This is a genomic window from Bacteroides sp. AF29-11, from assembly GCF_003602895.1.
Lineage (GTDB): Bacteria > Bacteroidota > Bacteroidia > Bacteroidales > Bacteroidaceae > Bacteroides > Bacteroides uniformis.
In genome coordinates this window covers 541,431-554,561 of sequence record NZ_QTLY01000002.1, presented here as the reverse complement: position 1 = coordinate 554,561, position 13,131 = coordinate 541,431, and the positions used below count along the sequence as shown (strand labels likewise).

Annotated in this window: 10 protein-coding genes; 4 read left to right on the top strand and 6 right to left on the bottom strand. The window is 49.5% G+C overall.

The features are described 5' to 3' along the window. The first annotated feature begins 65 nt into the window (after positions 1-65). Complete coding sequence (locus tag DWZ03_RS05030; RefSeq protein ID WP_120129072.1) at positions 66-1,631, top strand: ATP-binding protein; 1,566 nt, start codon at positions 66-68, stop codon at positions 1,629-1,631. A 77-nt stretch (positions 1,632-1,708) separates the two neighbouring features. Here the strand turns inward: DWZ03_RS05030 and DWZ03_RS05025 are convergent, their stop codons facing one another. The 6 genes from DWZ03_RS05025 to DWZ03_RS05000 all read right to left on the bottom strand — a co-directional run bounded on the left by DWZ03_RS05025 (position 1,709) and on the right by DWZ03_RS05000 (position 10,014). Further along, a complete protein-coding gene (locus DWZ03_RS05025; RefSeq protein ID WP_120129070.1) occupies positions 1,709-2,497 on the bottom strand; it encodes an N-acetylmuramoyl-L-alanine amidase-like domain-containing protein in 789 nt (262 codons plus the stop codon). 97 nt (positions 2,498-2,594) lie between these two features. Then, positions 2,595-5,816 carry a glycoside hydrolase family 2 TIM barrel-domain containing protein gene (locus tag DWZ03_RS05020; RefSeq protein ID WP_120129068.1) on the bottom strand — a complete coding sequence of 1,074 codons (3,222 nt, stop codon included), beginning with the start codon at positions 5,814-5,816 and terminating at the stop codon, positions 2,595-2,597. 8 nt (positions 5,817-5,824) lie between these two features. Beyond that, complete coding sequence (locus DWZ03_RS05015; protein WP_005836645.1) at positions 5,825-6,712, bottom strand: alpha/beta hydrolase; 888 nt, start codon at positions 6,710-6,712, stop codon at positions 5,825-5,827. A gap of 18 nt (positions 6,713-6,730) precedes the next feature. Next, on the bottom strand, positions 6,731-8,722 hold the full coding sequence (locus tag DWZ03_RS05010; protein WP_120129066.1) for an OPT family oligopeptide transporter: 1,992 nt from the start codon (positions 8,720-8,722) through the stop codon (positions 6,731-6,733). A gap of 97 nt (positions 8,723-8,819) precedes the next feature. Further along, the gene (locus tag DWZ03_RS05005) at positions 8,820-9,215 is read right to left on the bottom strand and encodes a DUF1573 domain-containing protein (RefSeq protein ID WP_005836647.1); all 396 of its coding nucleotides are present in this window, start codon (positions 9,213-9,215) and stop codon (positions 8,820-8,822) included. 91 nt (positions 9,216-9,306) lie between these two features. Then, on the bottom strand, positions 9,307-10,014 hold the full coding sequence (locus DWZ03_RS05000) for a precorrin-2 C(20)-methyltransferase (protein WP_016273623.1): 708 nt from the start codon (positions 10,012-10,014) through the stop codon (positions 9,307-9,309). A gap of 123 nt (positions 10,015-10,137) precedes the next feature. On the opposite strand from DWZ03_RS05000, the gene DWZ03_RS04995 reads away from it, so the two are divergent. From DWZ03_RS04995 to DWZ03_RS04985, 3 genes are all read left to right on the top strand, one after another. Next, positions 10,138-10,995, top strand: a complete 858-nt coding sequence (locus DWZ03_RS04995) for an AraC family transcriptional regulator (RefSeq protein ID WP_005836651.1) — start codon at positions 10,138-10,140, stop codon at positions 10,993-10,995. Positions 10,996-11,085: 90 nt separating this feature from the next. Continuing rightward, on the top strand, positions 11,086-11,676 hold the full coding sequence (locus DWZ03_RS04990) for a DUF417 family protein (protein WP_044468336.1): 591 nt from the start codon (positions 11,086-11,088) through the stop codon (positions 11,674-11,676). 4 nt (positions 11,677-11,680) lie between these two features. After that, a complete protein-coding gene (locus tag DWZ03_RS04985; RefSeq protein WP_120129064.1) occupies positions 11,681-13,036 on the top strand; it encodes an FAD-dependent oxidoreductase in 1,356 nt (451 codons plus the stop codon). Positions 13,037-13,131 lie beyond the last annotated feature (95 nt).

Below are 13,131 nucleotides of genomic sequence, written 5' to 3'. Positions count from 1 at the left end.
GCCTTTCGTCTTATTTTTGAAATATAAATCGTACCTTTGTCATACACCAATCAGGTTATAATAACATGGAACAGATGCGTAAACTGCCGATAGGCATACAGACTTTTGATAAACTTCGTGAAGGGAATTTTCTTTATGTAGATAAGACGGCTATGATTTATCAAATAGCATCTACTTCTACTCCTTATTTCCTAAGCCGTCCCCGTCGTTTTGGCAAGAGTCTGCTTCTTTCTACCTTTGAAGCCTACTTTCAAGGACGCAAAGACTTGTTTCAGGGCTTGGCCATCGAACAGTTGGAAACGAAGTGGGAACAGTATCCTGTTCTACATCTTGACTTGAATGCCCGGAAATATGAAGCTGCTGCTGACCTGACGGCTATGCTTAATCAGTATCTGGAGAAATGGGAGCTGCTCTATGGTCAGGAGAAGAAAGACCGTAGTCCGGAAGAGCGTTTTGCTTACGTGATAGAGCAGGCATGCATGCAGACAGGAAAGCAGGTTGTTGTGCTGATTGATGAGTATGACAAGCCATTGCTTCAAGCGGTCTTGGATGAGAACTTGCTGGATGAGTATCGGAAAATATTGAAAGCGTTCTACGGTGTCTTGAAGAGCGCTGACCGTTATCTTCGTTTTGTTTTCCTGACCGGAGTGACCAAGTTTGCGCAAGTAAGTGTGTTCAGTGACTTGAACCAGCTGAATGATATAAGCATGGATAGAGCATACAATGCTTTGTGCGGCATTACACAAGATGAACTTATAAAAACATTTGGCCCGGAAATACAACGGTTAAGTGAGAATGAAGAACTGACTTTGGAGGAAACGATTTTTCGTTTGGCAAAGAAATATGACGGCTATCATTTTTGTGAAGATACTTCGGTGGGGCTTTTTAACCCTTTCAGCCTTCTGAATGTATTCCAGAAATTGAAGTTCGGCAACTTCTGGTTTCAGACGGGTACACCTACTTATTTGGTGGATTTATTAAAAAAGAGTGACTATGATCTTCGCCTTTTGCTGAATGGCGTAGAGGTTACTGCCTCTGCCTTCTCTGAATATCGTGCAGAAGCTAATAATCCTCTGCCTATGATTTATCAGAGCGGTTACTTGACTATAAAAGCTTATGATAAAGAGGTTTGCCTTTATACGCTTCAATTTCCGAATGATGAAGTTTGTTATGGTTTCCTCAATTTTCTGGTTCCTTTTTATACTAAAGTTACTGATGATGAAACTGGTTTCCACATCGCTAAATTCATGCGTGAATTGAAGAGTGGGGATGTGGAGGCGTTTATGGAGCGTCTTAAGATATTCTTCTCCGGTATTCCGTACGAGTTGAGTGATGATACGGAACGTCATTATCAGGTTATTTTTCATGTAGTGTTTACTTTGCTGGGACAGTTCATCCGGTCCGAGGTTCGCAGTAGCCGCGGCCGTGCGGACGCAGTCGTTCATACCCCTACCGCTATTTATGTTTTTGAGTTTAAACTGGACGGTACGGCCGACGCAGCTCTGAAACAAATAGATGAGAAGGGGTATCTGATTCCTTATACCTTGGATGGCAGAAAATTAGTGAAAGTAGGTGTGAACTTCAGTAAAGAAACACGGAATATTGATGAATATATTGTCGTAAAGGAATAGGAACGAACAATCATATATATGGAAAAGGCGATGGAGAATCAAATCTTCATCGCCTTTTCCATATATAGTATTTCATTTTATTTCTTCATCCTCAGTACCCGTATTCCCGTCCACTTATTATTGTCTTTCAGCATTTGGGACAAGGGGACTTTGGAGACGACCACTTTCTTGTCGGTAGAGGAAGCGTGTACCAGCAGGAGTTTGCTATCCGCATAGAAAGCGATTCCCATGTGGGCTACATCCAGCCCCGGAGTGTTGGTGGTGATGGCTATGATATCGCCGTCTTTAATCCACGGGAGACCATCGGCGGGAAGTTTGGCTTTGGGAAGATAGTGAATTTCCTTGCCGGACAAGGATTGTTCAATCTTTTTCATTTTGGCTACGTTTTCCGGAGAATTTGCCAGCTGCTTGTAGAGTTGGGGGTGGGAAGACATGTAGGAGATGGACAACCGTTCGGTGTCGGGACTCATGGCGCCCGTTACATCCTGAAGGAAGCCGTTGCGTACGCCATTGTTTATCCAGTCGGCAATATAATGCAGGCGGGAAGTGTACCCGTCGATTTTACCGTTACGGTAACGGATTTTTTGCAGGTTATCGGCGAAAGCGCTTTCCGAGATGTCCCCGTCGGCCAATTTGGGGGTGAGTGTCTCTGCCAGCACATATTCCACCAGCGTAGTGCAGTCTACCTCATCGCAGTTGATGACGAGTTCCTCGGGACCGTCTGCCTCCAACGTATGGGCCACGTATGGCACATCCAGATACTTTATTCCATTGCTCAACATATCTTTCCCTCCCTGGGCAGAAACGGAAGTTACCATGGCCGCGGCGCAGAGGGCGCTGAACATAAATTTAGTCATTGTTTTCATTTTTCTTTCTTTTGATTATTATTGTTCTTGAACGTAAAAAGGATGCAGCAAATTTACTACATCCTTTTTATAAAAGCTTAATCCGGAGGGATTAAATTCAATATTGCCGGATTAAATATTTATAATCCTCCTTTTTATCGAACGGAACAAGGGAGAAACCGTATTCAATGGCATTCTCTTTGCCCGGACGGATCAGATAGGGTTCATGGGCGGTTGCGCCCCAACTGTCGTCTCCACCGACACCCATCATGCGGTAGTCAATGAATAAATCGACCATCTTTTCCGGCAGAGGGTCGGTGAGGTGGCGGTGATGGGTCTTTTCGGTACGCGGAGCACCGTTATCAATCGTGTCGCCGCTATCCATGCTCTCCAGGGGATAGTTGGAGGCGTTCAGTTCGAAGGTGCGGTCGGCGATGAGTAGCAAGCCACGTTGTGTCTTATCGGTAAGGGCGCACCAATAGATGTCTGTGCGATGGTTGTTCTCTTGCGGGCGGACGTAAGGCTCGTACATATCCTTGAGCGGGATAGTATACTCTCCAATAAACTGGGAGGTACGGCGGTCCCGGTAGTTTTCCTTCGAACCGCGACCGTAGTAGGTCAAGTCTGTAAAGGTCTCTTGCAACTGCATCCGCAGGCCTACACGCGGTATCATCGGAGCTTGGTCTCCTTCGGCCATGAAGCGGTTATCTACCTTGATAACTCCGTTGGCATATATCTTATAGGTGATGTCCCAATGGGCATCTGTCTGCGGAAAAAGATAGGTCACCTTGACAGTGGTAGAATCATTACCTTTGGACACATGGAAACTTTCGGCTTTCGGTTTCTGGTAACTCGCTTCTTTCCATGCTTTGAGACGGACGGGGAGTTTTGCACCATAGTCATTGTCCGTTGGTGCACGCCAGAAGAAGGGTTGAGGGCCTTGACCGTTCAGAATGTATTCATGCTTCTTGTACAGATAAGAGATGAGTAGTCCGCTTTGTTTGTCGAAGGTGGCCTTGAAGTCGGGACCGGAGAACACCACCAGATTCCCCTCTTCCTTAGAAGTGGCGGGCTTCTGTGCCGTAGCCTCTTTCTTGTAGAAGGTATGGACGTAGGTCTGTTCGCGTGCGATGACTGTGCCGACGGGGAGGAAAGGCTCTGCCGTCTTGATGGCTGCATAGAACTCGATGCGCACATCTCCCGTTGTCTGTTTCTCTTTGGGTATGCCGTTCAGAAAGCCGGTGGTTACCGTCTTGCCCGGTGCAGCATGGATATTTTCAATCTTGCCACGGTAGACTTCCTTTCCGTGGTCGCGGATGATGTAGTAGAAGTCGTACTTGTCGAGATTGGTGAAGGAGAAATCATTGCGGATTTTCACGGTGGAAGTCTGCTTGTCGAAATCAAGGAACTTGATGTTCTGGTAGACCTTCCCCATCTCTTCCGTCTGTGGTTTGACACTGCGGTCGGGGTATACCACGCCGTTGATGCAGAAATTGCCATCGGAGGGGGTACCGTTCTCGCCATAGTCGCCGCCATAGGCCCAGTATTTGCGCCCGTTGTCTGTCTTGGCGGCAAAGCCCTGGTCTACCCAATCCCAGACACAGCCACCCTGGAGGATGGGATATTTTTCGATGATGTCCCAATACTCCTGGAAGTTGCCGAGACTGTTGCCCATGGCATGGGCATATTCGCAAAGAATGAGGGGACGCGTCATCTCCTTGTTCTGGGCATACTTCTCCAGATAGGAAGGGGAAGCGTACATCGGGCAGTAGATGTCCGTATTCCATTCCAACAATGCACGCTCATACTGGATGGGGCGGCTGTCGAGCGTCTTCAAGGTGTTGTAGGTGACGTAGAAATTCAATCCGTTCCCGGCTTCGTTGCCCAGCGACCAGATGATGACTGACGGATGGTTCTTGTCCCGTTCGTACATATTCATGGTACGGTCGAGGTGGGCATTCATGAAGAGCGGATTGTTTCCCAGCGTGCCGCCTACACGCAGGTCGTAACCCATGCCGTGGCTTTCGATATTGGCTTCGTCGATGACGTAGATACCATATTCGTCACAGAGTTCGTAGAAACGTTCCTGCTGGGGATAATGGCAAGTGCGTACGGTATTGACATTGTATCTCTTCCAAAGCTCGAAGTCTTTCTTCATCAGTTCTTCGGAGACATAGTGACCGGTATTCTCGTTGTGTTCGTGATAGTTCACGCCTTTCACGAGGATAGGTTGTCCGTTTACCAACAGTTGCTTGTCCTTGATTTCCACTGTACGGAAACCTACTTTGCAGCTTGTCGCTTCAATCACATCTCCGTTCGGGCGCTTCAAGCTGACGACGAGGGTATAGAGGTTGGGCGTTTCGGCTGTCCATTGTAGGGGTTCCTGGATGGTCTTCTTGGTGAATTCCACTTCCGTTTGGTCACCGCTGACCTGAGTAGAGGACTGGGCTATCTGCTGGTCGTTCTTGTCCAGCAGGCGGTAACCAACGACAAATGGGGAATTTTGTCCGCTTTCATTGGTAAACTGCACCTTTACCTTGAGGATACCATTCCGGTAGTTCTCATCCAAAGGAGACTCCACCTTGAAGTCCGTGAGATGGATTTGAGGCTGGGCATATAAGTAAATGTCCCGTTCGATACCACTGATGCGCCAGAAGTCCTGGCATTCCAGATAGTTGGCATCGGAAAAGCGGTGTATCTGAATGGCAATGACATTCTTCCCTTTCTTGGCAATGGCGCTGACGTTGAAACGCGCCGGAGTCTTTGCATCTTTACTCATGCCTACAAACTTGCCGTTGAGGTAGTAGAAGGCTGCCCCGCGTACGCCGTCGGCACTCAGGAAAATTTCCTTATCGTCCCAGTCTCCCGGAAGAGTGAACTCGCGGCGGTAGGTGCCGGTGGGATTCCATTCTTGGGGAACGTATGGAGGATTGGGCTTGTCCCAATAAGGAGGATAGCCCGAAGAACAGAATTCATAAGGCTGGTTCACATAGATGGGCGTACCGAATCCCTGCAACTCCCAGTTTCCGGGTACATTGATGTCCGGCCAGCGGCTGGCGTCCACACGGTCCATCATGAAGTCCGTGGGGCGGTCGGCGAAGGCTTCCACGTAATGGAATTTCCATTTCCCGTTAAGGGACAAGCGGAAGGTTCCGTTCTTGCGGTCATTGATGACGGCATCAGCCTCCGTGACGTAGGAGGTGAACGTGCTGCGGGCAGGCTCCCGGTTGATGCTTGTCAGCTTGGGGTTGGTAATCTCTTCGTAGCGATTGTTCTCCTGAGCAGTCAGGGCAAAGGGAAACGCTGCGAGGCAAGTGAGTAAAAAATACTTTTTATTCATAATTGCTTTTATTTCTTTGTGGTAGGTTCAGAGACCGGGAATACGAGCCCTTCACGCAACCACTTCTCCAGTTCTTCCGTCCATTGACGCTTGTAGGTGAAGTTGTCCCGGAATCCCCAGCCATGTCCGCCGGTAGGGTAGGCATGCAGGCTGGCAGGCACTTTGTGGTCACGCAAGGCGAGGAAATAGCCAATGCCGTTGATGGGTGGCACTGCGTCGTCGTCCGAAGAAAGCATGATAAAAGCCTGCGGAGTGCGTGGGGACACTTGTCTTTCGAGGGAGTATTTTTGTTCCAGCTCCTGAGATGGATTTTCTCCGATAAGGTTCTTACGGGAACCTCCATGGGTAACGCCTTTCTGCATGGAAATCACCGGATAGAACAAGATCTGGAAGTCGGGACGGGTCTTGTCACTGCTGTATAGTGTGGCAAGCGAAGCTGCCAGATGGCCGCCGGCAGAAGCGCCCATGATGCCTACACGCTGAGGATTGACACCCCATTCGGCGGCATGTTCGCGTACCATGCGGATGGCTTGTTCGGCATCGGAAAGGGGCACTTCATGGTGCCCGTTGGGCATACGGTATTTCAGTACTGCATAGGTGATGCCTTGTGTGTTGAACCAGGGAGCCATGTCGTGTCCCTCGTGCTTCATGGCCAGCCCCCCGTAGCCGCCTCCCGGACACATGATGATGGCCATGCCGTTGGGGTGGGAGGCAGGGTACACCGTAAGGGTAGGGGTGGTGACATCGGACACCCATTCGTTGTTATGGTTCTGTCCGGAATTGGTCAGTTCGTTGTTATTGGGGGCACCGTTGGGCCATAGGGGCAGCTCAACGGGCTTTTGTGCAGATAACATGGTCGCTGCAAATAGAAAAGATAAAAGTAGAATCTTTTTCATGTTCTTGGTATTTAAAAGTTATTTGGTTTTCATGGAAGCTTTGATGAGGTAGAATATCAGAATGGCATAAGCACCCAGCGCCAGCACTTCGGACCAGGTGTTCTGCAACCATGCATCGTTTACGAGGTTGATTCCTCCGAAACGCATGGCAGCACTTGCCACACCCATCAATGCACCGCCGGCAATGAAACCGGAGGCAAGCAGGGTACCTTTCTCCCCGCGTTCGGCATTGAGAGCGGCATCCTTGCTGCGGCTGGTCACGTACCAGTTGATGGCACCGCCCACTACCAACGGAACATTCAGTTCCAATGGGATGAACATACCCAATGCAAATGCCAGTGCGGGAATCTTGCAGAAATTGAGGATGACGGCCAGCACTGCACCGATACCGTATAGCGGCCAGGGCGCACCCACACCGTTCATCAACGGTTCGATAACGGCCGCCATGGCATTGGCTTGCGGAGCGGCCAGCTGTCCGCTGGTGAAACCGTATGTCTTGTTCAGGATAATCATTACACCACCTACAGTAGCGGCAGAAACGATGGTTCCGAGGAACTTCCAGGTCTCCTGCTTGGCAGGCGTGCTACCCAGCCAGTAACCGATTTTCAAGTCTGTGATGAAGCCTCCCGCCATGGACAGTGCCGTACATACAACACCGCCCATCACCAGTGCCGCAACCATCCCTTCGGGACCTTTCAGCCCTACGGCTACCATGACTACGGATGCCAGGATTAATGTCATCAGCGTCATTCCGGATACGGGGTTTGTGCCCACAATCGCAATGGCATTGGCTGCCACGGTGGTGAACAGGAAAGCGATACCTGCAACAAGCAGGATAGCTACAATGGTATGTGTCAAGTTGCCCTGCATCACATCGAAGTAGAAGAAGAGAACAACTAGCAGCAGCGTGATGATGGAACCGATGGCGATAATCTTCATAGAGATGTCCCGCTGTGTGCGTTTCACACTGGCTTCCACGTTGGACTTACCTCCCATTTCCTTGGCAGCCAGTCCTACGGCACTCTTGATGATGCCCCAAGACTTGATAATGCCGATGATACCTGCCATGGCAATGCCACCGATACCGATGCTCTTGGCATAGTATTTGAAGATTTCTTCCGGAGCCATAGCGCCTATGGTTGCCGTGATTTCGGGGTTCCATTGGTTCAGTACGGAATCTCCCCAAATCATGGACATACCGGGGATGATAATCCACCATACGGCCAGTGAGCCGGCACAGATGATGGACGCGTATTTCAGTCCCACAATATAACCCAGACCGAGCACGGCAGCACCCGTATTAACCTTGAATACCAGCTTGGCTTTCTCGGCCAGCATTTCGCCGAAGCCGCATACGCGGGTAGTGAAATTCTCGTTCCACCAGCCGAAGGTTGCCACGATGAAGTCGTATAGACCTCCGATAATACCTGCCATGAGTAATGGTTTTGCCTGGCTGCCGCCCTTTTCACCGGAGACGAGCACTTGTGTGGTGGCTGTCGCCTCGGGGAAGGGATACTTGCCGTGCATGTCGCTCACGAAATATTTGCGGAAGGGGATAAGGAAGAGAATACCCAGCACACCTCCCAGCAGGGAACTGATAAAGACTTGTGCAAAGGTGACGGTGATTTCTTTCGGATAGGTCTCTTGGAGAATATAGAGTGCCGGAAGGGTGAAGATGGCACCTGCCACGATGACGCCCGAGCTGGCACCGATAGACTGGATAATGACGTTTTCGCCCAATGCGTTTTTGCGTTTGGCGGCACCCGATACGCCGACGGCAATGATGGCGATGGGGATGGCGGCTTCGAATACTTGCCCCACCTTCAGCCCCAGATAGGCGGCTGCGGCCGAAAAGAGGATGGCCATCAGAATACCCCATATCACCGACCAGGCATTTACTTCTGAATACTTCTTATCCGGGCTCATCAGAGGGTTGTACACTTCTCCCGGTTTCAATTCACGGAACGCATTTTCCGGTAGTCCGGTAATAGGTTCTTCTTCTTGTTTCATAGGTTTTGTAGTTTTATGTTTTTCTTTAATAGACTTCAAAGAAAGCAAAAAAAAAGGAGATTTAAAAAAATCTCCTTAATTCTGTATGGTAAAATGCTTATTTGGCATCTTTAGCGGTCATGTCCCCTTCGATAAATAATCGCATGATTTCCGTTTTGGCATTGGTGCGCAGGGTAATGGATTTCTTGAAGTGTCCGGGGTATCTTCCGGTTCCATTATAAGTTACTTTCACTGTTCCAGTCTTTCCCGGTGCTATCGGTTCTTGTGAATATTCGGGAACGGTACATCCGCAGGAAGCTACAGCCTGATGGATGACAAGCGGAGCATCGCCTACGTTCGTAAACTTAAAGGTGTAGCTGACCACAGGACTGTTTTCGGAGAATGTGCCGAAGTTGTGGGTGGTCTGTTCGAATTTGATGTCTGCCTTTCCTTGTGCATAGGCATAACCGATGCTCATAACCAGCAGCATCATATAAAAAACGACTTTCTTCATGTTCTTATCTTTTTTATATTTCAACGGCGCAAAGGTAACCCATTTTCATTAAAATAATGCCTATGGCGTGCGAAATTGTATTAAATCGGGCTCAAAAGGTCTCTGTACGAATGATAAGCAGGGAAAAATAGGGGAAGCGAATGGTCGCTATCCGCTTGCTGTCATTGATATACTTCTCTTCCGGAGTGCCTACATTCTCAAAATAGTGATACCGGTATTCGGGATGCAGGCGGATGCAGCGGTGAATCTCATCGGTGCATCTGGACAGCTTCATGATGACAACCGCACTGTTTTCGCTTGTCAGTTTCTCTATCTCTTCTGTCGTAGTAATGCCGGGTATCACCGTCAGCCGCTCTTCCTGGCTGGCCACATGGAGCCCGCCCAGTGCGCCGGCGGCAATGAAGGCGGGGATACCGGGGATGTGCTTCACGGGGATGCCGTCTGCCTGCAGTTTGTCATATACATAATGTATGGAAGAGTAGAATCCGGCATCTCCTTCGGCAACGATACAGACCTTCTTTCCTTGTTGCCGGAGGGTGGAGCTCTCCATATAGACCTCGTCGTAGGCGCTCAGGGCTTTTTCGCGCTGTTTGCTCATGGGGAGTGGAAAGCGGTGCACCGTGTTTTCCGGAATGTCGAGTTGCAATAGGATGTCGGCTGCGCGTGAAACTCTGTTTCCATCTTTGGCCAGTGTCTCGGGACAGAATATACAGTCGGCTGTCTGCAGGGCTTTCAAGCCTTTTACGGTAATCAGTTCCGGTTCGCCGGGACCGAGAGATACAAATATGACGGGGAACATTTGCATGAAGACATTAAAGGTTAAAAATTAAAGAACAGCAAAACGGCTACAAAAGTGGGGAAATAATCAGTAGCAAACAAGATATTCGCTATCTTTGTTATTTACTAAAACAATCTGTTTTTTATGGATTATCAACTGAACACCCGCTTGAATGGCAACATAGCCATGACTTCCAGCTACCATGAGCGTGCGTCGCTGCAACGTGACAAGACTCTGTATAAATTCATTTGGGTACAGAGCGGTACGCTGACTCTGGAAATAGACCATATCCCCATGCGCCTGGAAAAGGATGAAATCGTGACCTTGACCCCGTTGCATCACCTGGAGGTAAAAGAGGTGGACGGTGAATACCTGACGTTTGTATTCAACAGCAATTTTTATTGCATCTATGGACATGACAACGAGGTCTCTTGCAATGGATTCCTTTTTTATGGCTCTTCCAAGGTGATGAAACTGGCACTTTCTGCCGGGCAGTCTTCCAACTTGCATGACATAGTCCGCATTTTCCGGCAGGAATCGGTCATCCATGACAATCTGCAGGAGGAGATGCTGCGGATTGTCTTGAAACGTTTCATCATTACCTGCACACGCATTGCGCGCCAGCGTTTCGGGGTGGGGCAGGAGAAGGAAAAGACGTTTGACATCATCCGGCAGTATTACGTATTAGTGGACCGGCATTTCAAGGAGAAGAAGCAAGTGCAGGATTATGCCGATATTCTTTGCCGTTCTCCCAAGACACTTTCCAATCTGTTCTCGACCTGCGGGTTGCCTTCCCCTTTACGGGTGATTCATGACCGCATTGAGGCAGAAGCCATGAGATTGCTGCTGTATACCCACAAAAGCGCTAAGGAAATCAGCTCCATTCTGGGCTTCGAAGACTTGTCCGCGTTCAGCCGTTTTTTCAAGAAAATGACCGGCGAGAGTGTCTCGGACTACCGGAAAAGAGTGAAACGGGAAGAATTGCCAACTGTTGCGGAATAATTGCCATTTCGTACGTGGTGGAAAACAAGGAACTTTGCAAAAACAAAAATCAAGTCATATTACTGAAACCATTTAAAAAGTAGAACAAAGATGAAAACGAAATTGCAAAACTTGTTTATGGCTGCGTTGACGCTGGCCGCTTCCACTCAAAAGTTGGGTGTTAATTTGATTCGTGTAGCCATCCTGGTTATTTTCGTATGGATTGGTGGGTTGAAATTCTGGAATTATGAGGCTGAAGGGATTGTCCCTTTTGTGGCGAACAGCCCGTTCATGAGCTTCTTTTATACAAAGAGTGCCCCGGAGTACAAGGAGTATAAGCTGAAAGAGGGCGAGTTCAATGAGGCGAAACATCAGTGGCACGTGGAGAACAATACGTATGGTTTCTCCCACGGTCTGGGCATTCTGATTATGGCCATCGGCATCCTGACATTTCTGGGGATATTCTCTCCGAAAATCGGACTGGCGGGAGCCGCACTTGCCATTGTCATGACGATGGGTACCCTCTCTTTCCTGGTGACAACCCCTGAGGTGTGGGTGCCCGACTTGGGAAGCGGGGAGCACGGCTTTCCGTTGCTGACGGGGGCAGGGCGCTTGGTCATCAAGGATACGGCCATTCTTGCCGGTGCCATTGTCGTACTGTCTGACAGTGCAAAAAGAGTATTGAACCAATTAAGGAAATAGACGTATGAAACAGTATGATGCCATTATCATCGGATTCGGCAAAGGCGGAAAGACGCTGGCTGCCGAGTTGGCAAAACGGAAGCTGGACGTCGCCGTAGTGGAGCGTTCGGAAAAGATGTACGGAGGGACATGTATCAATATCGGTTGCATTCCCACAAAAACATTGGTGCATGCGGCAAAGCAGGCGGATAAAGACGCTTCTTGGGAGGTCAAGAAGGCATACTATCGTCAGTCCATTGCAAGGAAGGAAGAGGTCGTCTCTTTCCTGCGTCAGAAGAATTATCACAATCTGGCCGACAATCCTCATGTAACGGTCTATACAGGCATCGGCTCCTTTGCGGGTCCGGATGTGGTGGAAGTTGGGATGGCGGAAGGGACATTACAATTGCAAGCTCCCCGGATATTCATCAATACGGGTGCCGAAACCGTCATTCCACCGATAGAGGGGATACAAGGTAACCCACGGGTATATACCAGCACCTCCATTATGGAACTGACTGAGCTGCCGGCACAGCTCGTCATTGTAGGCGGGGGATACATCGGACTGGAATTTGCTTCCATGTATGCTTCGTTCGGTTCGCAAGTCACGGTGCTCGAGGGCTCTTCCGAACTGATATCCCGGGAGGACCGGGACATTGCGGACAGTGTCCGGGAGGTATTGGAACAGAAAGGAATCGTTTTCAGGCTGAATGCACGCGTGCAGTCCGTGAAAGACTCTGACGTCATTTACCGGGATGCGGTCACGGGAGAGGAACATCAGTTACACGCAGATGCCATCCTGCTGGCTACCGGCCGGCGTCCGAATACGGCTGGCTTGAATCTGGCGGCGGCAGGTGTAGAGGTGAATGAGCGCGGTGCCATTGTGGTGGACGACTATTTGCAGACTACCAACCCCAAGATACATGCTATCGGTGATGTAAAGGGCGGTTTGCAGTTTACCTACATTTCTTTGGATGATTACCGCATTCTGCGCGAAGACCTTTTCGGGGCGGGAGAACGCAAGGTGTCCGACCGTGACCCGGTGAGCTATTCGGTATTCATCGACCCGCCGCTTTCACGCATCGGGCTGAGCGAAGCGGAAGCACGCAAGAAGGGATTGAATATAAAGGTCAACAAGCTGCCGGTAGCCGCCATTCCGCGTGCCAGGACTTTGGGCGATACGAACGGACTCTTCAAGGTGGTGGTGGACGCCGATACGGACAAGATAGTGGGATGTACGCTGTTTGGTCCGGAATCGAGCGAGGTCATCAACCTGGTGGCAATGGCTATGAAGACCGGGCAGGAATATACCTTCCTCCGTGATTTTGTCTTTACACATCCCAGCATGAGTGAAGCACTGAATGACTTGATGGGCTTTTAAAGATTATTTAGGCACAATATCCGTCAATTTGCAGGAAGAGCATTTGCGTATCTCCCCAAAAATGACGAATATTGTGCCCGAATTCTATAAACCCC